The 23,521-nt window shown below is 73.9% G+C and carries 21 protein-coding genes, 2 tRNA genes and 1 other RNA gene; 6 read left to right on the top strand and 18 right to left on the bottom strand.

The features are described 5' to 3' along the window. Positions 1-22: 22 nt before the first annotated feature. On the bottom strand, positions 23-481 hold the full coding sequence (locus BM223_RS20935) for a GatB/YqeY domain-containing protein (RefSeq protein ID WP_038676467.1): 459 nt from the start codon (positions 479-481) through the stop codon (positions 23-25). A 36-nt stretch (positions 482-517) separates the two neighbouring features. On the opposite strand from BM223_RS20935, the gene BM223_RS20930 reads away from it, so the two are divergent. Together BM223_RS20930 and BM223_RS20925 are read left to right on the top strand one after the other, a co-directional pair. Further along, positions 518-1,450 carry a metallophosphoesterase gene (locus tag BM223_RS20930; protein ID WP_052138172.1) on the top strand — a complete coding sequence of 311 codons (933 nt, stop codon included), beginning with the start codon at positions 518-520 and terminating at the stop codon, positions 1,448-1,450. 83 nt (positions 1,451-1,533) lie between these two features. Then, a tRNA-Pro gene (locus BM223_RS20925) sits at positions 1,534-1,607 on the top strand. Between the two features lie 52 nt (positions 1,608-1,659). On the opposite strand, the gene BM223_RS20920 is transcribed toward BM223_RS20925, so the two are convergent. After that, a complete protein-coding gene (locus BM223_RS20920; protein ID WP_038676465.1) occupies positions 1,660-2,217 on the bottom strand; it encodes an SRPBCC domain-containing protein in 558 nt (185 codons plus the stop codon). Further along, complete coding sequence (locus BM223_RS20915) at positions 2,214-2,564, bottom strand: ArsR/SmtB family transcription factor (RefSeq protein WP_038676463.1); 351 nt, start codon at positions 2,562-2,564, stop codon at positions 2,214-2,216. Before BM223_RS20915 ends, BM223_RS20920 begins: the two co-directional genes overlap by 4 nt. A 105-nt stretch (positions 2,565-2,669) precedes the next feature. Here BM223_RS20915 and BM223_RS28615 point away from each other — a divergent pair, with 105 nt between their 5' ends. Further along, on the top strand, positions 2,670-3,500 hold the full coding sequence (locus BM223_RS28615; RefSeq protein ID WP_052138171.1) for a hypothetical protein: 831 nt from the start codon (positions 2,670-2,672) through the stop codon (positions 3,498-3,500). Positions 3,501-3,615: 115 nt separating this feature from the next. On the opposite strand, the gene BM223_RS20905 is transcribed toward BM223_RS28615, so the two are convergent. The 7 genes from BM223_RS20905 to ffs all read right to left on the bottom strand — a co-directional run bounded on the left by BM223_RS20905 (position 3,616) and on the right by ffs (position 10,069). Next, complete coding sequence (locus tag BM223_RS20905; protein WP_038676461.1) at positions 3,616-4,662, bottom strand: aspartate-semialdehyde dehydrogenase; 1,047 nt, start codon at positions 4,660-4,662, stop codon at positions 3,616-3,618. 3 nt (positions 4,663-4,665) lie between these two features. Next, positions 4,666-5,943 carry an aspartate kinase gene (locus BM223_RS20900; RefSeq protein WP_174823530.1) on the bottom strand — a complete coding sequence of 426 codons (1,278 nt, stop codon included), beginning with the start codon at positions 5,941-5,943 and terminating at the stop codon, positions 4,666-4,668. A gap of 56 nt (positions 5,944-5,999) precedes the next feature. After that, the gene (locus BM223_RS20895; protein ID WP_082003516.1) at positions 6,000-6,650 is read right to left on the bottom strand and encodes a DUF5063 domain-containing protein; all 651 of its coding nucleotides are present in this window, start codon (positions 6,648-6,650) and stop codon (positions 6,000-6,002) included. Continuing rightward, positions 6,647-7,243, bottom strand: a complete 597-nt coding sequence (gene recR, locus BM223_RS20890) for a recombination mediator RecR (protein WP_038676457.1) — start codon at positions 7,241-7,243, stop codon at positions 6,647-6,649. Before recR ends, BM223_RS20895 begins: the two co-directional genes overlap by 4 nt. A 15-nt stretch (positions 7,244-7,258) precedes the next feature. Further along, complete coding sequence (locus BM223_RS20885) at positions 7,259-7,684, bottom strand: YbaB/EbfC family nucleoid-associated protein (protein WP_038676455.1); 426 nt, start codon at positions 7,682-7,684, stop codon at positions 7,259-7,261. A gap of 87 nt (positions 7,685-7,771) precedes the next feature. Further along, positions 7,772-9,922: a DNA polymerase III subunit gamma and tau gene (locus BM223_RS20880; RefSeq protein WP_038676454.1), complete on the bottom strand. Its 2,151-nt coding sequence runs from the start codon at positions 9,920-9,922 to the stop codon at positions 7,772-7,774. A gap of 56 nt (positions 9,923-9,978) precedes the next feature. After that, positions 9,979-10,069, bottom strand: an RNA gene (ffs, locus tag BM223_RS20875) — signal recognition particle sRNA small type. A 129-nt stretch (positions 10,070-10,198) separates the two neighbouring features. On the opposite strand from ffs, the gene BM223_RS20870 reads away from it, so the two are divergent. Beyond that, a tRNA-Ser gene (locus BM223_RS20870) sits at positions 10,199-10,284 on the top strand. Positions 10,285-10,344: 60 nt separating this feature from the next. Here the strand turns inward: BM223_RS20870 and BM223_RS20865 are convergent. The 6 genes from BM223_RS20865 to BM223_RS20840 form a co-directional block, all read right to left on the bottom strand. After that, the gene (locus BM223_RS20865; protein WP_158510164.1) at positions 10,345-11,568 is read right to left on the bottom strand and encodes a S8 family serine peptidase; all 1,224 of its coding nucleotides are present in this window, start codon (positions 11,566-11,568) and stop codon (positions 10,345-10,347) included. Further along, positions 11,556-12,953, bottom strand: coding sequence for a type VII secretion protein EccB (gene eccB / locus BM223_RS20860; RefSeq protein WP_038676450.1), 1,398 nt, complete (start codon positions 12,951-12,953; stop codon positions 11,556-11,558). The genes BM223_RS20865 and eccB overlap by 13 nt, the downstream gene beginning before the upstream one ends. Before the next feature lie 9 nt (positions 12,954-12,962). Next, positions 12,963-14,345, bottom strand: a complete 1,383-nt coding sequence (eccD, locus tag BM223_RS20855) for a type VII secretion integral membrane protein EccD (protein WP_052138170.1) — start codon at positions 14,343-14,345, stop codon at positions 12,963-12,965. Between the two features lie 122 nt (positions 14,346-14,467). Continuing rightward, positions 14,468-14,764 (bottom strand): WXG100 family type VII secretion target, encoded by a 297-nt coding sequence (locus BM223_RS20850; RefSeq protein ID WP_052138169.1) that lies wholly within the window; start codon positions 14,762-14,764, stop codon positions 14,468-14,470. A 48-nt stretch (positions 14,765-14,812) separates the two neighbouring features. Continuing rightward, positions 14,813-15,139, bottom strand: coding sequence for a WXG100 family type VII secretion target (locus BM223_RS20845; RefSeq protein WP_038676448.1), 327 nt, complete (start codon positions 15,137-15,139; stop codon positions 14,813-14,815). Positions 15,140-15,263: 124 nt separating this feature from the next. Then, positions 15,264-16,658 (bottom strand): hypothetical protein, encoded by a 1,395-nt coding sequence (locus BM223_RS20840; RefSeq protein ID WP_038676447.1) that lies wholly within the window; start codon positions 16,656-16,658, stop codon positions 15,264-15,266. 144 nt (positions 16,659-16,802) lie between these two features. Between BM223_RS20840 and eccCa the strand changes: the two genes are divergently transcribed. Continuing rightward, on the top strand, positions 16,803-20,903 hold the full coding sequence (eccCa, locus tag BM223_RS20835) for a type VII secretion protein EccCa (protein WP_235319101.1): 4,101 nt from the start codon (positions 16,803-16,805) through the stop codon (positions 20,901-20,903). A 34-nt stretch (positions 20,904-20,937) separates the two neighbouring features. On the opposite strand, the gene BM223_RS20830 is transcribed toward eccCa, so the two are convergent. Beyond that, positions 20,938-22,170, bottom strand: a complete 1,233-nt coding sequence (locus BM223_RS20830; protein WP_235319100.1) for a YibE/F family protein — start codon at positions 22,168-22,170, stop codon at positions 20,938-20,940. A 39-nt stretch (positions 22,171-22,209) separates the two neighbouring features. Between BM223_RS20830 and BM223_RS20825 the strand changes: the two genes are divergently transcribed. Next, positions 22,210-23,244 carry a CobW family GTP-binding protein gene (locus BM223_RS20825; RefSeq protein WP_038676443.1) on the top strand — a complete coding sequence of 345 codons (1,035 nt, stop codon included), beginning with the start codon at positions 22,210-22,212 and terminating at the stop codon, positions 23,242-23,244. Here the strand turns inward: BM223_RS20825 and BM223_RS20820 are convergent. Next, entirely contained in the window at positions 23,234-23,512 is a 279-nt protein-coding gene (locus BM223_RS20820; protein WP_038676441.1) for an HU family DNA-binding protein, read from the bottom strand. The genes BM223_RS20825 and BM223_RS20820 overlap by 11 nt on opposite strands. Positions 23,513-23,521: the final 9 nt, after the last annotated feature.

Genomic DNA, 23,521 nt, shown 5'->3' with positions numbered 1-23,521 from the left:
CGCCGGCGCCCCGGCACACGCCTCAGCCGAGCTGGCGGCGGACCTCGGCGGCGACGGCGGCACCGTCGGCGCGGCCCTTGACCTGCGGCTGCACGATGCCCATCACCTGGCCCATCGCCTTGGGGCCGGCGCCGGCGGCGCCGAGCTTCTCGACGGCGGCGCTGACGATGGCGGCGATCTCGTCGGGGCCGAGCTGCTCGGGGAGGTAGTCCTGGAGGACCGCCGTCTCGGCGCGCTCCTTGGCGGCCATCTCGGGGCGGTCGCCCTCCTCGAAGGCGACGGCGGCCTCGCGGCGCTTCTTGGCCTCGCTGGCGAGGACGGTGAGCACCTCGTCGTCGGTGAGCTCCTTGGCGACCTTGCCGGCGACCTCGGCGTTGGTGACGGCGGTGAGGACCATCCGCAGCGTGGACGAGCGGACGTCGTCCCGCGCCTTGATGGCGGTGGTGAGGTCGGCGCGGAGGCGGTCCTTGAGGGTGCTCATGCCTAGATTCTGCCTGCCGTGTGTGAGGCTTGCCGAATGGGATTCGCGCGAGGCCTGCTGCGCGCCGCCGGCCTCGGCGGGGCGCTCGGCACCGCGGTGACGTCGTACGCCCTCTGGGAGGCGCGCCAGTACACCCTGCGGCGGTACGACCTCCGCGTGCTCCCCGCCGGGATGCGGCCCCTGCGCGTCCTGCACCTGAGCGACATCCACATGACGCCGGGACAGGCCCGCAAGCAGGAGTGGATCCGCTCGCTCGCGGCGCTCGAGCCCGACCTGGTCGTCGACACCGGCGACAACCTGGCCCACCGGCGCGCCGTCCCGTCGGTCCTCGACAGCCTCGGCAGGCTGCTCGACCGGCCGGGCGTGTTCGTGCACGGGTCCAACGACTACTTCGAGCCGCGGCTGCGCAACCCGCTGGCCTACCTGCTACCGGACAACGGCAAGCGGCACACCCACGTCCCCCAGCTGCCCTGGCGCGACCTGTCGGCCGGGCTGACGAACGCCGGCTGGCTCGACCTGACCAACCGCCGCTCGACGCTCACCGTGGGCGAGACGGTCCTCGCGTTCGCGGGGGTCGACGACCCGCACCTGGAGTACGACGACCTGGCGGCCGTCGCCGGAGCCGCCGACCCCGGCGCCGACGTCCGGCTGGGGATCGCGCACGCGCCGTACCTGCGGGTGCTGGACCAGTTCGCCGCCGACGGCTACGACGCGATCATCGCCGGGCACACCCACGGCGGCCAGATCTGCCTGCCGTGGCCCGGCGGTCCGCGCACGCTGGCGACCAACTGCGACCTGGACGCCGCGCGCGCCCGCGGCCTGCACCGTCATCCCGCGGACTCCCGGCCGGGCGACCCCGGCTCGTCGTGGCTGCACGTGTCGGCCGGGATCGGCAGCAACCCCTACCTGCGCATCCGCATCGCGTGCCGTCCCGAGGCGACGCTGCTGACGCTCCTGCCCCGCGGCTGAGGGTCCCCGATTGCAGGTCGGGCCGCGCGCTCCGCTATGCTCCCAGGCTTGTGAGACGACCCGGCAACGGGACGGACTCATGGCGGGCTGTGGCGCAGCTTGGTAGCGCGCCTCGTTCGGGACGAGGAGGCCGCAGGTTCAAATCCTGTCAGCCCGACCGCCACCGGTGGACCCACGTTCGCGTGGGTCCATCGGTCGTTTTGGGGCCGCTAGACCGCCGCGCCCTGGTCGGCGTAGTACGCGCGCTGCGCCGGGAAGTAGTCGCCGAAGTCCGGCAGGTCCGCGCCGGTCAGCGCGGCGAGGAGCTGGTCGAGGTAGTACTCCCAGCCGGGGCCGACCTCCCCCACCGCCGCCGGGTCGACGCGGTGCATGACGAAGCGCAGCTCGGTGCGGTCGGGGCCCTTCTCGCTGGGCGCGAGGTCGATCGCGAGGTCCCAGGAGCCCGCGTCGTCCACGGTGACGACGCGGAGCCGGTGCGGGGCCGCGCACTCGGCGATCTGCGCCTCGGTCCAGGGCGTGCCCTCCTCGAAGTCGAGCTGGATCCGGATCGTCTCGCCGACCGCGCCCACCCCCTCCCACCGGCCGAACCAGCGCGCGGTGCGGTCGGGCTCGGTGACGCTGGCCCAGGCATCCGCCAGGGAGCCGGGCAGGGTCCGGGTCAGGACGAGGTCGTAGGCCGGGCCGTCGTGGTTGTGGTTGTGGTTGTCGTCGGCGTCCGGGGCGGGCACGAGGCGGCCGGTGGGCTCGGGAGGCGAGGTGGTGGTCATGCGGTCTTCTCCTTGACGTCGGGGGTGGTGGCACGCCGCTCGCGGCGGGTCCGCGCGACCTCGGTGGCCAGCGCGTCGAGCCGGTCGGGGAGCGCCGGCGCCAGCAGGCGCTCGAGGTAGCCGGCGAGCTCGGCGAGCGGCTCGCGGCGCAGGGCGTAGATCCGCTGCCGGCCGACCACCATCACCTCGATCACGCCGCACTCGGCGAGGACCCGCAGGTGCTTGCTCACCGCGGGACGGCTGATCGAGAAGTGCTCGGCGATCCGCCCGGCGGGCAGCGGCGCGGCGTGCAGCAGCTCGAGGATCTCCCGGCGGACCGGGTCCGCGACGGCTCGGGCTCCCTGCATGCCTGAAAACGTAACCGATTGGTTACGCAATGACCAGAGCGACCACGGGATTTCGCCCATCGGCCTCCCGGTCGTGGGAGGTACGTTCGTGACACACTGCATGCCATGTCTGACGAGCAGGACAAGCTGAAGCTCAGCTTGGAGCCGCCCAAGCTGTTCGGGCGGAAGAAGAAGCCGGCCGACGAGCCGGTCGCGGAGGCGCCCGCGCGCCCCGCTGCTCGTCCGACCCCGGAGCCGGAGCCGGAGCCGACGCCTGAGCCGGAGCCGATTCCTGAGCCGGAGCCTGAGGTCGAGCCCGAGCCCGAGGTCGAGGTCGAGGAGACCGCGGTCCTCGAGGAGGTCACGCCCGAGCCGGAGCCCGAGCCGCAGCCGGAGCCCGAGCCGGTCGCCGCCGCCCCGGCACCCCAGCCGAAGCCCAAGCCCAAGCCCAAGCCGCAGCCCAAGCCGCAGCCCGTCCCCGCCGTCACCCCCGACATCGAGCCCGAGCCGGTCGCCCAGCTCGAGACCGAGCGCGAGGACGCCGAGATCGCCGCGCTGGCGACGTCCGGCCCCCTGCTGAGCATCTACCGCGCGGCGGCCCTGACCGGGCTCGTGGTGGGCGCGGCGATGGTGGTCCTGACCTGGCTGTCACTGCGCGGCTGCGAGGCGATCCGCGGGACGGCGTCCTGTGGTGGCGGACCGGGCTTCCTGCTGCTGGTCGCAACGTTCGCGCTGTGCGTCCTGCTGGGCGCGCAGCTGCTCAAGGCGTTCGCGATCCCGGACCCGGGCAGCAGCAGCTTCCTGGCGGTCGGCCTGGTCGCGGTGGTGGCGCTGCTGTTCCTGATCGACTTCCTCGACCACTGGTCGACGCTGATCCTGGTCCCGCTGCTGAGCATCGTGGCCCACCTGGCGTCGGTGTGGGTCACCAAGACGTTCGTCGATCCCGACGGCACCTGACGACTGACGCCTGAGGCCCGCGGTTCAGCGGGTACTGGGCCGACGAAACTGGACGTGGGCACAGGGAGTTCCCTGCGCCCACGTCCGGATTCACCGCCTAGGCGGTGAAACTGCCTCAGCCGCGCGCAGCGGCGATGAGCTCCGCGATCTGCACCGTGTTGAGCGCGGCACCCTTGCGGAGGTTGTCGTTCGAGACGAACAGCGCGAGGCCGCGGTCGCCGTCGACGCCCGGGTCCTGGCGGATCCGGCCGACGTACGACGGGTCCTTGCCCGCCGCGGCGAGCGGGTTCGGGATGTCGGCGACCTCGACGCCGGGCGCGGTCGCGAGCAGCTCCAGCGCCCGGGCCGCGGTCAGCGGCGAGGCGAACTCGGCGTTGATCGCCAGCGAGTGACCCGTGAAGACGGGCACCCGCACGCACAGGCCCGAGACGCGCAGGTCCGGGATGCCGAGGATCTTGCGCGACTCGTTGCGGAGCTTCTGCTCCTCGTCGGTCTCGTTGAGGCCGTCGTCGACGAGGTTGCCGGCGAACGGCAGCACGTTGTAGGCGATCGTCTTCTTGTAGACGCCCGGCTCGGGGAAGGCGACGGCCTCGCCGTCGTAGGCCAGCTCGCGCGCCTTGTCGCCGGCCGCGGCGACGCCGGTGGCGAGCTCCTCGACGCCGGCGATGCCGGAGCCCGACACGGCCTGGTACGTCGACGCGATGAGCCGGACCAGGCCGGCCTCCTCGTGCAGCGGCTTGAGCACCGGCATGGCGGCCATGGTGGTGCAGTTGGGGTTGGCGATGATGCCGCGCCCCGCCTCGATCACCGCGGCCGCGGCCTCCGGGTTGACCTCGGAGACGACGAGCGGGATGTCGGGGTCCTTGCGGAAGGCCGACGAGTTGTCGACGACGATCACGCCGGCCTCGACGAACCGGGGCACCAGCGCGCGCGAGGCGGTGGCACCGGCCGAGAAGAGCGCGATGTCGAGCCCGGTCGGGTCGGCGGTCTCGGCGTCCTCGACGGTGACCTCGCGGTCACCGAACTGGAGGATCTTGCCGGCCGAGCGGGCCGAGGAGAAGAAGCGGATCTGGTCGACCGGGAAGTCCCGCTCGAGCAGGATCTGGCGCATGGCGACGCCGACCTGGCCGGTCGCGCCGACGACTCCGATGTTGACGCCCATGGGTCAGCGCCCCGTTCCGCCGTACACGACGGCCTCGATCTCGTCCGAACCCAGGTCGAAGGCGGCGTGCGCGGCGTTGACCGCGTCCTGCACCTGCGACTCGGCGACGACCACCGACACCCGGATCTCCGAGGTCGAGATCATCTCGATGTTGACGCCGGCCTCGGAGAGCGCCTCGAAGAAGCGCGCGGAGATGCCCGGCGAGGAGCTCATCCCGGCACCGACGATGGAGACCTTGCCGATGCTGTCGTCGTACTGCAGGCCGTCGAAGCCGACCTCGGCCTTGAGCCGGTCGAGCGCCGTCATCGCGGTCTGGCCCTCGCCGCTGGGCAGCGTGAAGGAGATGTCGGTCAGGCTCGTCGCAGCGGCCGAGACGTTCTGCACGATCATGTCGATGTTGATCTGCGCGTCGGCGACGGCGCGGAAGATCGCGGCCGCCTCGCCCGGCTTGTCGGGGACGCCGACGACGGTGATCTTGGCCTGGCTGCGGTCATGGGCGACGCCGGTGATGATCGCGGCTTCCATGGATTCCTCCTGAGCAACATCCTCGGCCTTGACGACCCAGGTGCCCTCCTTCTCGGAGAAGGACGAGCGGACGTGGATGGGCATGTCGTAGCGGCGGGCGTACTCGACGCACCGCAGGTGCAGGATCTTGGCGCCCTGCGCGGCCATCTCGAGGGTCTCCTCGTAGGAGATCCGCGGGACCTTGCGGGCGTGCGGCTCGATCCGCGGGTCGGCGGTGAAGATGCCGTCGACGTCGGAGTAGATCTCGCAGACGTCGGCCCGCAGCGCGACGGCGAGCGCGACCGCGGTCGTGTCGGAGCCGCCGCGGCCGAGCGTGGTGATGTCCTTGGTCGTCTGGGAGACGCCCTGGAAGCCGGCGACGATGGCGATCGCGCCCTCGTCGATCGCGGTCTGGATCCGGCCCGGCGTGACGTCGATGATCTTCGCCTTGCCGTGCTCGGCGTCGGTGATGACGCCGGCCTGGGAGCCGGTGAACGAGCGCGCCTCGTGGCCGAGGTCGTGGATCGCCATGGCCAGCACCGCCATCGACATCCGCTCACCCGCGGTGAGCAGCATGTCGAGCTCGCGGGCCGGCGGCAGCGGCGAGACCTCGTTGGCGAGGTCGATCAGCTCGTCCGTCGTGTCCCCCATCGCCGAGACGACGACGACGACCTGGTGGCCGGCCTTCTTGGTGTTGACGATGCGCTGCGCGACGCGCTTGATGCCGGCGGCATCGGCGACCGACGAGCCGCCGTACTTCTGCACGACAATGCCCACTCGGGACTCACTCCTGGCGATTGGGGAAGGAACGAGCCCGATTCTACGAGAGGCCGCTAGCCCTTTTCGCCGCTGTCCAGCGCGGCGGCCGCGACCTGGACCAGCTCGAGCTCCTGGGTGGTGTCGAGGTCGACGTCGAGACGGTCGTGGGCGACCACCGAGAGCAGCGCCTTCATCGCCGAGCCGGCCAGCGCGCCCCACGACGAGACGTAGGAGAACTGCCACCACCACAGCGCCTCCTCGACGTCACCGGCGTCGTGGTGGCGGACGCCGACGGCGAGGTCGGCCGCGATGCTGGTCAGGTCGTCGGAGAGCAGGCCCTCGACGATCTCGGGGTCGTAGGGGTCGAAGACGTAGCTGTAGGTGTCGAGGTCGCCCAGCAGCGTGGCCAGCTGCAGGCGCAGGCCGTCGAGGTCCGGGTCGGGACCGTCGTCGGGCTGGTACTCGTCGCGCGGCGCGAAGTCGCGGTGCACGCCCAGCCGGGCGCCCGTCATCGCGATCTGGCCGATCTGGAGGAGCAGGAGGGACACCGCCTGGCCGCCCGTCGCCTCGGCGGCCACGACCCGCAGCCCGTCGAGGAAGGAGCGCACCGACGCGGAGATCTCGTCGGCCAGGCGCACGGTCTCGGTCTCGAGCGCGATGAGCGCCTCGAGCGCGGCCAGGCCCGGCGGGAGCTGGCCTCCCTGCGGTGTCGTCGTCTCGCTCATGTCGCTGCCTGCCTTCCTACGAATGCCCGGCCCAGGGTGACCTCGTCGGCGTACTCCAGGTCACCTCCCACCGGAAGTCCACTTGCCAAACGTGTCACGCGCAACCCCAGCGGTCCCAGCATCCGGGTGAGGTACGTCGCCGTCGCCTCGCCCTCGAGGTTGGGATCGGTGGCGAGGATGACCTCGGTGACCGCGCCGTCGCCCAGCCGGGTGAGCAGCTCGCGGATGTGGAGCTGCTCGGGCCCGATGCCGTCGATCGGCGAGATCGCCCCGCCCAGGACGTGGTAGCGGCCGCGGAACTCACGGGTCCGCTCGATCGCCACGACGTCCTTGTACTCCTCGACCACGCACAGCACCGACGGGTCGCGGCGCGGGTCGCGGCAGATCCGGCACTGGTCGTCCTCGGCGACGTTGAAGCAGATCGAGCAGAACTTCACCTTGTCCTTGACCTCGATCAGGACGTCGGCGAGGCGTCGTACGTCGACCGGGTCGGCCTGGAGGAGGTGGAACGCGATCCGCTGGGCGCTCTTCGGACCGACCCCGGGAAGTCGCCCGAGCTCGTCGATGAGGTCCTGGACGACGCCTTCGTACATCGCGCGGACGCCGTACTAGAAGCCGAGCTGGCCGGGCTGACCCGGCTGGCCCGGCAGACCCGGCATGCCGCCGAGGTCCGGCATCCCGCCGGCCAGGGGGCCGAGGAGCTGCTCGGCGAGCTCGTCGACCTTGGCCCGGGCGTCGCGGAAGGCCGCGACGACGAGGTCGCCGAGGTCGGCGAGCGCCTCGGCGTCGGTGCCGTCGAGGGCCTCGGGGGTGATGGTGACCGCGGTCAGCTCACCGGAGCCGGTGACGGTGACCGTGACGGCGCCACCGGCGACGGTGCCGTCGACGGTCGCCTCGGCGAGGCGCTGCTGCGCCTCCTGGAGCTGGTCCTGCATCTGCTGGGCCTGCTGGAGCAGCGCGCCCAGGTCGAGGCCGCCGGGGCCGCCGGCCCCGCCGAGTCCACCGGCGAGGGCGTCGAACGGGTTCTGGCTCATGGGATTCGTCTCTTCTCTGGGTGCGGTGCGTGCGGTGCGTGCGGTGCGGTGGCGTGGTGCGAGCGATGGGGCCGGGGGACGGCGGGCTCAGCCGCCGCGGGGGATCTCCTCGATCACCTGGGCGCCGAGCTCGCGGGCGAGGAGCTCGGCACTGGACTCGGCGTCGACCTCGGTGTCGGCGTCGAGGTCGACGTGGGCGTCGGGATCCTCGGGCGGGGCCTCGGCGTGGGCCTCGGCCTGGGCCTGGTAGTCGGCCAGGCGGGCCCGCCGCGAGCTCTGCTCCGGCGCGGGCCCGGACCCGGCCTCGGGAGCCGGCCCGGGCTCGTAGCCGTCGTCGGGGGGCGGCTCGGTGGCCCACGGCGGCGGGTCGCTGTCGGGGCCCGGCGCGGGGCGCTGCTGGGACGGCGCGGAGGTGGGCGCGGCTGCGGCGGCGGGCGCGGCCGACGTGGCGGGACCGGTGGCGGCGACCTCGGGCCAGCCGGCGCCGGGCTCCGGGGCGGCCGGGGCGGCGGGCGCTGCCGGAGCAGCCGCGGGCGGCGGCGGCCCGGCGGACGGGTCGGCGCCGGGGTCGATGATCGCCTCGATCCGGACGTTGGCGCCGATCTCGTCGATCACCGCCTGCTGGACGATGTCGGCGTGCCCGCCGGTCTCGAACGAGCGCCGCGGACCGTCGTTCTGGAAGCCCAGGCTCAGCACGGCTCCGTTGAAGCCGACCACCTGGGCGTTCTGGGTGAGGTGGATCCAGGTGACCCGCTTGACCGTCTTGACCCGGTCGATCACCGACGGCCACAGCCGGCGGACGTCGACCAGGGTCAGGCCGCTGCTCGGGGCCGCGGGGGCGGCGGGGGCTGCGGCGACCGGCGCGGGCTCGGGCGTCGGCTCAGGGACCGGCGTCGGCGCGGGCGCCGGGGTCGGCTCCGCGGCAGGCGCGGGCACAGGCGCGGGAGCGGGAGCGGGGTCCTCGGCGAGCTCCGGCGCGGCCCGCTCGGAGCGGGAGGGTGCCGGCCGGTCCTGGGCCGGGAGGGCGACGGGGGCCGGCGCGGGCGCCGCCTCGGCGGACGTCGTCCCGCTGATCGCGGCGCGGCGCTCGAGCCGGTCGAGGCGGGCGAGGACGCCCTCGGTGGTGTGGTCGGCGGCGGGGAGCAGGATCCGGGCGCAGATCAGCTCGAGCAGCAGCCGCGGCGCGGTCGCGCCGCGCATGTCGGTGAGCCCGGTGGCGACGAGGTCGGCGGCCCGGGTCAGCTCGGCGCGGCCGAAGGCGTTGACCTGGGCGACGAGGCGGTCGGCCTGGTCGCCGGAGACGTCGAGCAGACCGGAGGCGGCCGCGTCGGGCACCGCGGAGATGATCACCAGGTCGCGCAGCCGGCGCAGGAGGTCCTCGGTGAACCGGCGCGGGTCCTGGCCGGTCTCGATCACCTTGTCGACCACGCCGAACACCGCGGAGCCGTCGCCGGCCGCGAACGCCGAGACGACGTCGTCGAGGAGGGTGTCGGGGGTGTAGCCGAGCAGGCCGCTGGCGAGGTCGTAGGTCACGCCCTGCGCGCCCGCGCCGCCGAGCAGCTGGTCGAGCACCGACAGCGTGTCACGGGCCGACCCCGCGCCCGCCCGGACGACGAGCGGCAGCGCCGCCGGCTCGATGGCGACGCCCTCGCGGTCGCACAGCTCGGTCAGGTACGACGTGAGGAGCCGCGGCGGGATCAGCCGGAACGGGTAGTGGTGGGTGCGCGAGCGGATGGTCGGGATGACCTTCTCGGGCTCGGTCGTGGCGAAGATGAACCGCAGGTGCGGCGGCGGCTCCTCGACGAGCTTGAGCAGGGCGTTGAAGCCCTGCGTGGTGACCATGTGGGCCTCGTCGATGATGTAGACCTTGTAGCGGCTCTTGACCGGCGCGAAGAACGCCTTCTCGCGCAGGTCGCGCGCGTCGTCGACACCACCGTGGGACGCCGCGTCGATCTCGATCACGTCGATCGACCCCGGCCCGTTGCGGGCCAGGTCGCGGCAGCTCTCGCACTCGCCGCACGGGTCGGCGATGGGGGCCCGCTCGCAGTTGAGGGCGCGCGCCAGGATGCGCGCGCTCGTGGTCTTGCCGCAGCCACGGGGACCGGAGAAGAGGTAGGCGTGGTTGACCCGGTTGCCGGCGAGGGCGGCGCGCAGCGGCTCGGTGACGTGCTCCTGCCCGATCACCTCGGCGAAGGTCTCGGGCCGGTAGCGGCGGTAGAGCGCGAGCGGGGAGTCCACGTCAGAACACTAACCACCCGGTCCGACACGGGACAGGCAGCGGTCCCCGGAAACGCGAAGGCCCCCCGTGCACCCGATAGAGCTCACTTACCCTTGCTGCCTTCCGGCCCTGGGGGAGTTGGGTGAGATACCGCCGCACGGGGGGTTGCGATCACTTTAGAGGATGGGGTCGCCGGGACTCACATCCGCCTCGCACCGACGCCGCGGACCGGCCCCGGGGACCGGTCGCCAGTCCCGATTCCACCCCGTCGTCCATCTGCCGGTAACCTCCTCCGCGGAGGTATCGCCTAGTGGCCTATGGCGCTCGCTTGGAAAGCGGGTTGGGTTAACAGCCCTCGGGGGTTCGAATCCCCCTACCTCCGCCGCCACGAACGGCGCCGGCCCACGGGTCGGCGCCGTTCGTCGTTCCTGGGGGGCGTCGCTCAGCGGCGCCGCGACAGCAGCGGCCGCAGCACGATCAGGACGACGAGCGCCGCGCCGCCGCCCAGCCCCCACCACACCGCGTCCTTGCGGGTGCCGGCGAGGAGGTCGGCCTGCTCGCGCGGGGGCGGGGCCGGGGTCATCGGGTCGGCGGGCGGTGGGGATGCCCCGTCGACGCGGCGCTGGAGGGCCTCGACGGGCTGGACGATGCCGTAGCCGGTGACCGCGCTGGCGGGGCCGCCGCTGCCGCTGGCGGTCTGCTCGAGGCGGGTGGCGAGGGCGGTGGCGTCCTCGCGGGGGTACGCCGACCAGACGAGGGCCGCGACGGCGGCGACCTGGGCGGCGGCCCAGTGGGTCGAGGGCGTGGGGAGGGTGCACCAGCCGCCGTTGCGGCCGCGGGAGACGGCGTCGGCGCCGGGGGCGGCGAGGTCGATGCGCGAGCTGCGGAGGATGGTGCCGGTACCGGGGGTGGAGACGCCGACGGCCAGGACGCCGGGGGCCGCCGCCGGCCAGACGACGTCGGCGGCGTCCTCACCCGGCTTGTCCTCGAAGAGCTGCTCGGGGAACTCCCCCTCGGCCGGGCGGTCGCCGGACGCCGCGACGACGAGCGCACCGGCGCTGATCAGCCGGGCGACCTGCTTCTCGAGAGCGGCCGAGCGGGGCACCTGGGTGGGAACGAGCACGATCACCCGGGACCCGTAGGTGCCGCTGCGCACGTCGGCGGCCACCGTGCCGAGCCGCGCGGCCAGGCCCGAGGCCATCGGGACCACGCCGCCGTCGGTCCGCTCGGACTCCGGCGTCGTGTAGAACGGCGCGGACACCACCCGGGCGTCCGGGGCGATGCCGACGTCGACCCGGACCGGGTCGGTCTGGTCGCGGCCACCGATGATGCCCGCCGCGACGAGCCCGTGCCCGCTCGCGGCACCGGGGGCGCGGTCGGGGTCGTCGAACGGCGTGTCGACGACGACCACGGTGACGCCGGTGCCCGCGGGCTTGCCGCTCAGCTCGCGCGCGAGCTCCTGGGCGCGCGGCACCTGCAGCCGCTCGTTGGCCTCGTTGGTGCCGCCGACCGTTCGCTGGTCGACGAAGTCGGCCGTGACGGACGGGCAGTCCGGGCCGGTCGGGGCGACGGCAGGGGCGGCGGCCGCGACGGGCAGGGGAAGCGCGAGCGCCAGGGCGGCGAGCGCCACCCCGGCCGCCGTACGGCGTCGGGCTAGGTGCCGCACGTCCGGGTCCTCGACGGCGGGCAGAGCGCGGCGTCGATCGAGAGCTCCGGCCCGCTCTCGAAGAGCTTGTTCCACACGTCCGGGACGACGACCGCCGGCACCTTCTCGTAGCCCAGCTTGGTCAGCTCGGCCGGCCCCGCGATCTGGTAGCTGTAGCCGCGGTCGTCGACGAGGTGGAGGGTGCCGCCGTCGGAGGTGTTCCAGTCGGCGGAGCGGACCAGGGCGCCGAAGCCGGACTCGACATCGGCCTCCTGCGCCCCGGCCGCCACGCCCTCGGCGCTGGCGGCACCCTGCGGGTCGGTGGCGAGGACGACGGCGGGCTGCTCGCCCTCGGCCGTGACGAGCTCGGCGCAGACCTGCTCGGTGGAGCCCGGCGATCCGGAGATGATGTCGTCCGGCCAGGACGACGCGGCGTAGGGCGGCTCGGGGACGACTCGGTAGTCGGAGCTCGCCGGCGTGGCCTTCTGCGGCGTGCGGAGCCCGGCCAGCACGCCGCCCGCGAAGGGCGTCAGCTCGGCGGGACCGTCCTGGGTGATCATGTAGGAGACGCCGGCGCTCTCGAAGACGTCGCCGACCTCGGCGCCCGGGAAGCTCGCCAGGCCCGCGTCGCTGCCGAGGCCGCTGACGCCGAGGCCCTCGGCGGTGAGCGGACCACCCGGCGGGAACAGCTCGAGCCAGGCGTCGGGGACCTCGATCTCGTTGCCGGGCTGGGTGTTGAGCGCCGTCGTCAGCCCGCCGTCGGACAGGTCGGGCAGCAGGTAGCGGTAGGCCCGGCGCGGGTGCCCGGGCACCTCGGCCTCGGCGATGAGGTAGGTCTTCTTGCTGGTCGTGCCGGTGACCACGAAGCCCTCGTCGGGCTGCTCGGTGACGCGCGGGGTGGCGCGGACCGCGGAGCGGATGCCGAGCCCCGTGCCGGTGCACGACGTCCACCGCGAGTTGACCAGCTGCCCGGTGGTCGGGACGGTCGCCGGCGCGTCGAGGATGCCGATCGGCGGCCCCTTGCGCTGGGAGGCGATCTCGTCGTCGGGGACCTTGCGGGCCTCGATGTCGGCGCCGAGGATCAGCTGGGCCGAGGTCACGTTGATGACCGGGCGGATGCTCGGCTGGCCGGGCACGGCGTCCTTGTCGAGGATGACGTAGAGGGCGCCGCGGTCGTCGCTGACGAGTCCGGGCTTGTCCCAGTCGACCTCGGCGCGCTGGGAGAGCGTGCCCGCGATGGCGGCGCCCGCGACGAGCAGGATCGCCAGCGCGACGCCGCCGACGATCATCCGGCCGGGGCGGGCCGGCTCGACCTCGCGCCCGCCCGGCGCGCCGGACACGAACGCGGTGACCAGCCGGCGCCGGCTGAACGAGTACGCCTCGACGAGGTCCTTCTTGGTCGCCATCGGTCCCGCTCAGCCGACCCAGTCGCGGACCTGCGCGAACAGCCCGGTCGCGACGACCAGGAGCGGCAGGAGGGTCAGCAGCGCGACGGACTCGAGGACGTCGCCGAGCCGGCCCCGTCGTACGGAGGGGGCGGCGGGGCTCAGCGTCGCGACCAGCAGGACCGCCCCGATCACGGCCAGGACGACCGCGAGCGTGGGCCGCCAGTCGGGGTGGAGCGCGAGGACGGCGAGCGCGGTCGCCGCGATCCCGGCGATGCCCGAGCAGAGCCCGACGAGGACCTCGCTGCCCGTGCGGTACTGCCGGGTGCGGAGCATGACGATGAGGCAGGCGTCGACGGCGAGGAGGGTCCCGGTGACGCCGAGGCTGACCGCCAGCGGCGAGACCAGGACGAGCAGCAGGCCGACGGTGCCGGAGATCGCGAGCAGGATCTCGTGGGCGATCCGGGCGTCGGCGGCGACCCGGTCGGGCTCGATGTCGTCGGGGTCGGAGGTGATGTCGGCGGCGGTGAAGAGCTGGTCGACCCGGGTCGAGGTCGCGCCGAGCGCCAGCCAGGGGAAGACGCTGCCCGCGAGCACCACGAACGCCAGCACGGTGGTGAGCAGCGGCGCCGGCGCGATGCCGTCGGTGGCCGAGCGCAGGTAGAGGCCGACGCCGAGCGCCAGCGCGCCCACCACGACGGGAGGGAAGACGAGGGTGCGGCCCGGGCCGAGGCCGATCAGGCAGACCACGCCGGCCACCAGCGCGCCCGCGCCGGCGGCGGCGAGCGGGTCGGCGAACCAGCTGGCGGTGCCGGAGGTGAGCATGATGCCGGCGATCGCGGCGTACCCGGCGCCCAGCCAGGCCACCCCGACGCCCGCCTCGGGCTCGCGCTGGGCCCGGGAGAGCACGATGGCACCCGCGCACAGCACGAGCGCGACCAGGGCGGAGGCCGCCGCGGCCAGGTCGGAGCCGCGCTGCACCAGCAGCGCCGCCGCGCCGAGCGCGAGGAACAGCCCCGCCGCCACGAGCGCCGTACGGCGTCCGGTGGCCGGGCGCCACGGCTGGAGGTCGTGCTCGACGACGTCGGTCATCGCCTCGACCACGTCGTCGTAGACCCGGGGCGCGGGGTCGTCGACGCCGGCGGTCACGGTGAGCAGGCCGCCGTCCTCGATGCCCTGGAGGGTGAGACCGGTGTCGAGGGCGAGCCGCCGGCCGTCGGACGTGCCGACCCGGTAGCCGCCGTGCACGGTGGCCGGGTCGAGCAGGCCGACGCTGCGGGCGAGCTCGGGCAGCAGCTCGGCGACCGGGACGGCGCCGGGGAGCACGAGGTCCACACGCCGGGTGCCGGACGTGACGGTCACCCGGACCAGTCCGGACGCGACCGTGCCGGTCGTCCGCGGCGTCTGTGTCATCTGCTCAACCCTTCCCGAGAGCCCGGTTCCGCATCGTACGAGAACAGCACGTGAGGGACCGACACACGGTGTGTCGATCCCTCAGGTGGCGGTCAGCCGGGCGAGCGCCCGGCCCCGGCGACTCAGAAGTCGAAACGGGCTGCGCCGCGCTTGTCGGCGGACATGTACTCGGCGTTGGACGAGTAGACCGTCTTGTGGCTGTCGTCGAGCAGGTCGCGCATCTCCTGCATCGCCCAGTCCCAGGCGGCCTTGGCCTGGCGGTAGGCCTCCTGCTGGTTGCCGCTCCACGTGGCGAGGTGGGGGGCGATGTCGGACTCGAGGCTGTTGAGGCTCTCGTCCATCTTCTTGACCGTGGCGTACATGTTCTGCGCGGCGGTGTCGAGCTCTGCATGGTTGACGCGAAGTCCGTCGAGGCTCATGTCGTGATCTCCTGGTTCGGTGGTGTCGAGAAGTTGAGGGGGCCGCGACTACTGCTGGCCGAGGCGGTTGAGGAGGTTGTTCATGCCGGCGCCGGCCTGCTCGTCGACGGCCTTGTTGTCGGCCTCGGTCTCGGTGAGCGACGCGTGGAACTTGTCGAGGGCGGTCGTGACCACCTTGTGCTTCTCGGTCCAGGCAACGTGGAGGGTGTGGAACGCCTGGCCACCGGCGCCCTCCCACTTCCCCTTGAGGGCCTGGATCTGGCCGTCGAGGGTGTTGGAGTGGTTGCCGAACTCCTCCTTGGCCTGGACGACCCGCTCGGCGATCTGCTTGAGAGCGCCTTCTGCGTGGCCGAACTCGATGTTCGATCCAGTCATGTCTCTGCTCCTTGGTCGTGGTGGCGGCCACGCCGCCGTACGGATCTCTCTCGTTGACGGGCTCCCGAGCACTGCCAAAGAGCCGACGCGAGGGTGCTACCCCGAGCGCGACGGGGGCTAAACCTCAGCCCGTGACTTCCCACAGGAAACGGAAGAAGCCGACGGCCACGACGAGCGAGCCGACGGTGCACGCGCCGCACAGCGCCTCGGCGATCTCGGCACGGCGCGACCACCACGCGGAGCGCCAGCCCCGGCCCACCAGGACGGCGACCAGGACGAGCACCACGGCGAGCGCGATCGAGGCGAGGGCGATGAAGGTGGTGGGGCCGGTGGACCCCGGCCCGGCGATGCCGAGGACGACGACGGCGAGCGTGACGAGCGAGAAGACGCCGGCGATCCGCAGCATCCGCCCGGCCACGACGTGGCGGTAGCTGCGGGCCGCGAGGAGCAGGGTCGCGCCACCGAAGCCCACCAGGCAGCGGGCGCCGGTGCGGTCGAGCGGGAGGCTCGCCGTCGCGAGGAGCAGCGGCGCGGCGAGCAGGACGACGACGAGGATGGCGACCGACGCGGCGGTCACCGTCCGGGTGCCGCGGGCGGCGACCGCCTGCACGGCCTGGGGCGGGACGACGATCCGCCCGCGCCGTCCGACGGGCCGCTCCCGCGCGGACCACGCGGTGACGGCGAGCCGCTCGAGGTCGAGGAGGTACTGGTCGGGGACGTCGACCGCGAGCTCGGGCACGAACCGCGCGGCGAGCACGGCGGCGAGGAAGAGCACCGCCCACACCACCTGCGGGGACACCCCGGCCAGCGCGCCGAGAGCGGCGAGCACGAAGCTGCCGGCTCCCACGATCATCCAGACCCGCAGCCCGTCGACGGCGGTGTCGCCGGGATCGGCGAGGGCCCGGCCGACGGCGGCGGCGACCGCCGCGCCGAGCGCGGCCGCGCCGAGGACGGTGGGCAGGCGCTCGGGCAGCGGGTCCCAGACGAGAGCGAGGACGCCCGCCGCGGCGAAGGCCGGCGCCGCGAGCACCCGCTGGGGCGCCAGCGCACCGACCGGGACGCAGCCGACCACGGCCGCGAGCAGCAGCACGGCGGCCACCGGCCAGCGCTGGTCGTCGGGCAGCTGGGCGGCGCACCAGCCCGCGGCGAGCGCGACCACGACGGCCACGCTGAGCCAGGCCGCCGAGGCCCCGCCCGGGACGATGCCGCGCTCGCCGGCCTCGCCGGAGCCCGCGCGACGGCGGGGCGGCGCGGGGCGGGCGGCCGGGTCGACGGCGACGAGCACCGCGCCCGCGACCAGCCCGGCGCCGGCCACGGTGGTGGTGAGCTGGAGGGGGTCGCCGGAGCGGCTGACGAGCGGCAGCGCGACCGGGAGGCCGGCCTCGACGGCATACGCGCGGGCGACGTCGCCGAGGGTCGCGTCGGTGGGCACGGTGAGGTCGAGGACGCCGCGCGGACCGTGCACCGTCAGGGCGGTGACGGAGCCGGTCGCCGGCGGCCGGGACGTCGTACCCGACATCGGACCTCCCGAGAGATGGATGGCCGGCCGAGGTTCACGGCCGTCGTCGGCAGGGTAACCCTGTTCCGTGCCATCCATGCGCGTCGGACCCTCCACCTATCATCGTGCCCGTCGCATGACCGGGCATCGACGACAGGGGACACGGTGACAGTGGGCATCCAGCAGGGCGGCGCGCAGGGGCGACGAGCGGCTCCGGTCGCGCCCGACCCGACGGCAGTGCCGGGCAGCCTGACCCAGCGCGGCAGCCGGGGCGAGCGTCCCGACCTGCCCAGCGGGCAGCTCCAGATCCAGCCGCCGCCGCAGGTCCAGCCCAACGAGGGCGCCGCCGGGGTCGCGATGAACGCGATCCCGATGCTCGGCAGCCTCGGCTCGATCGTCCTCGTCGCCGGGCTCGGCAACAGCGGCGGCAACCAGGGCCTGCGGTTCATCGCGGCCGGCATGTTCCTGTTCGCCACGCTCGGCTTCATCGTGGTCCAGATCGACCGGCAGCGGAAGCAGCGCCAGCAGCAGGTGAGCGGCTCGCGCACCGAGTACCTGCGCTACCTCGCCACGGTCCGCAAGGTGGCCCGTGACGCCGCCGACCAGCAGCGCCGGGCGCTCACCTGGTTCCACCCGGCGCCGGCCGCGCTGCCGTCGATCGCCGAGGACCGCTCCCGGGTGTGGGAGCGCTCGTCGTCCGACCCCGCGTTCCTGCAGGTGCGCTACGGCGTGTGCGCCCAGCCGCTCGCGCTCGAGCTGGTCCCGCCCGAGAGCGCCCCCATCGACGACGTCGACCCGGCCGCCGCCTCCGCGCTGCACCGCCTGCTCGTCGTCCACCGGCTCCAGCCCGACCTGCCCGCCTCGCTCGACCTGCGCGCCTTCGACCGGGTCGAGGTGTGCGGCGACGAAGAAGAGGCGCGCTCCCTGGCCCGGGCACTGCTCTGCTCGGCGGCGACCTTCCAGTCGCCCGAGAACCTCCAGATCGCGGTGCTCGCCAACGACCACACGCTGGCCCACTGGGACTGGGTCAAGTGGCTGCCGCACGCCCACAGCCAGCACCACAACGACGCCGTCGGACCGGCCCGCATGGTCACCACGTCGCTGCACGACCTCGCCGCGATGCTGCCGCCCGACCTCACCGAGCGCCCGCGCTTCGGGGCCGACGAGCGGGCCGCGATCCCCCACATCATCCTGGTCACCGACGGCGGCGAGCTGCCGCCGGGCAACCACCTCATCCCGTCCGACGGCCTGCACGGCGTGACCGTCGTCGACCTGCCGGCACGCTGGGGCGAGCTCGACAGCCCGACCGCGCTGCGCCTCGAGATCGAGGGCCGGGTGGCCGGCGCCGCCGAGACCGCTCCTGACGAGGTGCCGCTGGTCGCCGTCCGGCTGCGCACCGAGCCGGTCCGCGCCAAGGGCGACCAGTGCGGTCCGGCCACGGCCGAGGCGCTGGCCCGCCGGCTGACGCCGCTCTTCACGCCGAGCGCCGGTGCGGCGGTCGGCGAGGACGCGGTCGACATCACCGCGCCCACCGACTTCATGGACCTGCTCGGCCTCGGCGACGTCCGCACGTTCGACCCCGCCGCCGCCTGGCGGCCGCGACCCGCGCGCGACCGGCTGCGGGTGCCGATCGGCGTCGGCGACGGCGCGGGACCGATCCACCTCGACATCAAGGAGTCCGCCCAGCAGGGCATGGGCCCGCACGGCCTGGTGATCGGCGCGACCGGCTCCGGCAAGTCCGAGTTCCTGCGCACGCTCGTGCTCGGCCTCGCGATGACCCACTCCCCCGAGCAGCTCAACATGGTGCTCGTCGACTTCAAGGGCGGCGCGACGTTCGCCGGCATGTCCGAGATGCCCCACGTCTCGGCGGTCATCACCAACCTGTCCCAGGAGCTCACCCTCGTCGACCGCATGCAGGACGCACTCTCCGGCGAGATGGTCCGGCGCCAGGAGCTGCTCCGCGAGGCCGGCAACTTCGCCTCGATCCGCGACTACGAGAAGGCCCGGACGTCGGGCGACCCGGCCGCCGCGGGCCTCGCGCCGCTGCCGTCCCTCTTCCTCGTCGTCGACGAGTTCTCCGAGATGCTCTCGGCCAAGCCCGAGTTCATCGACCTCTTCGTCGCCATCGGCCGGCTCGGCCGCTCGCTGGGCCTGCACCTGCTGCTCGCCTCGCAGCGCCTCGAGGAGGGCCGGCTGCGCGGGCTCGAGTCGCACCTCTCCTACCGGATCGGCCTGCGCACGTTCAGCGCCCAGGAGTCGCGCGCCGTGCTCGGCGTGCCCGACGCCTACGAGCTGCCGGCCGTGCCCGGTCTCGGCTACCTCAAGCCCGACCCCACCACGATGACCCGGTTCAAGGCGGCCTACGTGTCCGGCCCGCCCGAGGTCGGGCGGCGCCGGGTCGACCGCGACAGCGGCGGCAAGCTGCGCGGCATCCTGCCGTTCACCATCTCCGAGGTGCAGACCTTCGACGAGCCCGAGCCCGACGAGGGCGCCGCGGCGGCGCCCGCCGCGGCCAGCGAGAGCGGCGAGACGCTGCTCGGCGTCGCCGTGCGCCGCATGGAGGGCCAGGGCCCGGCCGCGCACCAGGTGTGGCTCCCGCCGCTCGACCAGCCCGACACCCTCGACCAGCTCATGCCCGACCTCGCCGCGCACCCCGACCTCGGCCTGGTCTCGCTGCAGTGGCGCAACGCCGGCACGCTCGTCGTCCCGCTGGGCACGGTCGACCGCCCGCGCGAGCAGCGCCGCGACACGCTCACCGTCAGCCTCAGCGGCGCGGCCGGCCACGTCGCCGTCGTCGGCGGTCCGCGCAGCGGCAAGAGCACGCTCCTGCGCACCATCGTGACGAGCCTGTCGCTGACCACGACGCCGCTCGAGTCGCAGTTCTACGTCCTCGACTTCGGCGGCGGCACGTTCGCGCCGCTGACCGCGCTCCCCCACGTCGCCGGCGTCGGCACCCGCTCCGAGCCCGAGGTCGTGCGCCGGATCGTGGCCGAGGTCAAGGGCATCGTCGACCGCCGCGAGCGCTACTTCCGCAGCCAGGGCATCGACTCCATCGAGACCTACCGCAGCCGGCGCTCGCAGGGCCGGGCCGACGACGGGTACGGCGACGTCTTCCTCGTCATCGACGGCTGGGGCACGCTGCGCTCCGACTTCGACGACCTCGAGCTCGAGATCCAGCAGCTCGCCGGGCGCGGCCTGACCTTCGGGCTCCACGTGGTCACCGCGGCCGCGCGCTGGCCCGACTTCCGGGCCGCGATGCGCGACCTGATCGGCACCCGTCTCGAGCTCCGGCTGGGCGACCCGATCGACTCCGAGATCGACCGCAAGATCGCGGCGCTCGTCCCCAACAACCGGCCCGGCCGCGGTCTCGTCCCCGGCAAGCTGCACTTCCTCGGCGGCCTGCCCCGCATCGACGGCGACGGCTCCGCGACCAGCCTCGGCGACGGCGTCGACGCGCTCATCTCCGCCGTCGCCGGCGCCTGGCGCGGTCCGGCCGGCCCCAAGCTGCGCCTGCTGCCCGACCGGATCACGCTCGACGAGGTCCGCTCGCTCGCCGGCCAGCCGCCGGCCCGCCAGCTGCTCCTCGCCATCAACGAGAAGGAGCTCGCCCCGGTCGCCCTCGACGTCGACGCCGAGCCGCACCTGCTGCTCTTCGGCGACGGCAAGTCGGGCAAGTCGGGGCTGCTGCGCACCTACGTCCAGGAGGTCATGCGCACCCGGACGCCGGCCGAGGCGCAGATCGTCGTCGTCGACTACCGCCGCTCGCTGCTCGGCGAGGTGCCCGAGGACTACCTCCTCAACTACCTCACCTCCGCCACCCAGGCGCAGCCGGCGCTCAACGACCTGGCGACGTACCTGCAGAACCGGATCCCCGGGCCCGACGTCACCCCCGACCAGCTCCGCAACCGCTCCTGGTGGTCGGGCGCCGAGGTGTTCGTCGTCGTCGACGACTACGACCTCGTCGCGACCCAGCAGAGCTCGCCGGTGGCGCTGCTCCAGCCGCTCCTCGCCCAGGCCCGCGACGTCGGCCTGCACCTCGTCGTCGCCCGCCGCTCCGGCGGCGCCTCGCGGGCGCTCTACGAGCCGGTCATCCAGAGCATGCGCGACCTCGCCATGCCCGGCATCCTGCTCTCCGGCAACCGCGACGAGGGCGTCCTGCTCGGCAACCTCCGCCCCGGCCCGGCCCAGGCCGGCCGCGGCCGCCTGGTCACCCGCGACCGCGGCGCCGAGGTCGTCCAGCTCGCCTGGACCGACCCCTCAGTCTGACGTTCCCCCACCGTCGTACCGGACAAAATGGTCGTCAGATCGCCGGATCCACAGCCATTTCGTCCGGTACGACGGGGGCGGCGATCAGGGCTGCGATGGCGGTCGTCACCGGGACGGCGAGCACCAGGCCGATCGAGGTGACCAGGGTGCGGATGACCTCCTCGGCGAGCTGCTCGGTGTTGAGCAGCTCGAGCAGCGGCCGGTCGTAGACGCGCAGCAGCATGAGCAGGATGACGCCGGTGCCGGCATAGGCGAAGACGATCGTGTAGATCGTCGAGGCGATGTGGTCGCGGCCGATCCGCATGGCGCTGGCGAAGATCTCGGCCCGCGAGGCCTGCGGGCTCACCGCGCGCAGCTCCCAGACCGCGGAGGCCTGGGTGATCGTCACGTCGTTGAGGACGCCGAGCCCCGCGATGACGAGCGCGCAGCCCAGCAGCGCCTGGAAGTCGAGGGACCCGAAGGTCGCGAGGATGGCGCCGCCCTCGTCGCTGATCCCGGTCAGCCGGGCGTTGCCGATGGCGAGCACGCCGATGCCGGCGGTGAGGACGATGCCGAGGATGGTCCCGGCCAGCGCGGTGCTCGTGCGCAGCGAGAAGCCGTGGGTCGTGTAGAGGACGACGAACATGATCGCCGCCGCGCCCGTCAGCGCGACGCCCACCCCGGGCGATCCGTTCAGCAGCGCCGGGAGCATCCACCACCAGACCACCGCGCCGCCGAAGCCGAGCCCGATCAGCCCGAACAGCCCGCGCCAGCGGGCGATCGCGAGCACCACCACGACGAAGAAGAGCACCAGCCACAGCAGCGTGCCGTTGCGCTCGGTCGCGAAGTAGGAGTAGGACGCGCTCGCGCCCTCGCCCGCCTCGGGCGGCGCCGGCGTGCGGAGCAGCTCGACCTCGTCGCCCGCGCCCAGCCCGGAGTCGATGACCTCCGGTGGCACCTGGACCTGGATCGGCCCCGCCTCGCCGGCCACCTTCAGGGTCAGCGTGCTGCAGCCCGAGCCGTCCGGGAGGCCGGTGCCGGGGCAGCGCTCGGAGACCTCGGTGATGGTCCCGGTCGGGAAGGTGACGCCCGGCGCCGCGAACTGCGCGGCCGGGCCGCCGGCCTCGGCGCTGCGCTCGATCGTGTCGCCCGGCGGCCACCACACGACGATGCCGACCAGCGTGGCGACCAGCACCAGTCCGAGCCCGGAGAGCAGGGCGGTGCGGGCCGTCGTACCGATGCGGATCTGGTGGTCGGGTCCGCTGCCGGCACGGTGGGAGTGGCTCACGCGCACCACCCTGTCACGGCGTGCGGCGCGCCCGGGACAATGGTTTCCGTGAGTGCTCGCGTCCCCGTCACCGCCCTCACCGGCCACCTCGGGGCCGGCAAGACGACGCTGCTCAACCACCTGCTGCAGCGCCCCGGCGCGCGGATCGGGGTGATCGTCAACGACTTCGGCGACATCAACATCGACGCCGGCCTGGTCACCGGGCAGGTCGACGAGCCCGCGTCGATCGCCGGCGGCTGCCTGTGCTGCCTCGAGGACGTCTCCGGGCTCGACGCCGCGCTCGAGAAGCTGAGCCACCCGCGGCTGGCGCTCGACGCGATCGTGGTCGAGGCGAGCGGGCTGGCCGAGCCCGGGGCGCTCGCGCAGATGATCGCGGCGAGCCCGGTGGCGCGGATCCGGCCCGGAGGCGTGATCGACGTGGTCGACACCGTCGAGTACTTCGCGACGCTGGACGACGGCGGCATGCCGCCCGCCCGGTTCGCGGTGGCCACGCTCGTGGTGCTCAACAAGTGCGACCTGCTGCCCGAGGACGCGCGGGAGGAGACCCTCGCGGCCATCGAGACGCGGGTGCGCGAGGTGAACCCGGCCGTGCACGTCGTGCGGACGTCGGGCGCGCGGATCGACCCGGCGCTCGTCCACGACGTCGCGATGAGCGAGGACCCGCCGGACCAGCTGCCGCTCGGGGCCCTGCTGCGCGCCGAGCGGGCGCACGACCACCACCACGACCACGTGCCTGCCGCCTCGGCGTCGCACCGGGTCGAGGGGCCGGTCGACCCCGGCCGGGTGGTGGACCTGCTGGAGGACCTGCCGGCGGCGGCGTACCGGGTGAAGGGGACGCTCGCTGTGGCGTCCGGGTCCGGCTCCGCCAAGGGGTATGTCGTCAACGTGGTCGGCCGCCAGCTCCACGTCGCCGCGCTGCCCACCGCACCGGCGGGCAGCGAGCTGGTCGCGATCGGGATGGGCCTGGACGCCGACGCCGCACGCGCCCGGCTCGCGGCGGCGCTGGCGCCGGCGACCGACGTCGATCCGGCCGGTCGCCGGCGGTGGGAGCGGCTGCGCCGGCTCAGCGGCTAGCGACCCGCGCCCGGAAGGCGCTCGCCGCACGGAACGCCGGGGCCGTGGTCGCCGCGATCTCGATCGGCTCCCCGGTCTGCGGGTTGCGGCCGGTCCGCGCGGCGCGCCCGCGGGCCTCGAAGGTCCCGAAGCCGGCGAGCGTGACCTGCTCGCCGGCGGCGACCGCCCCGGCGATGCCGTCGAGGACGGCGACGACCGCCTCCGTCGCGGACGTGACCTCGAGGCCGGTGGTCCGGGCGACGTGGTCGATGAGCTGGTTGCGGTTCATGGTTCTCTC

This window comes from Pimelobacter simplex (assembly GCF_900114845.1).
GTDB lineage: Bacteria > Actinomycetota > Actinomycetes > Propionibacteriales > Nocardioidaceae > Nocardioides > Nocardioides simplex.
The sequence above is the reverse complement of the archived record's forward strand: the minus strand, read 5'-3'. Positions and strand labels throughout refer to the sequence as shown.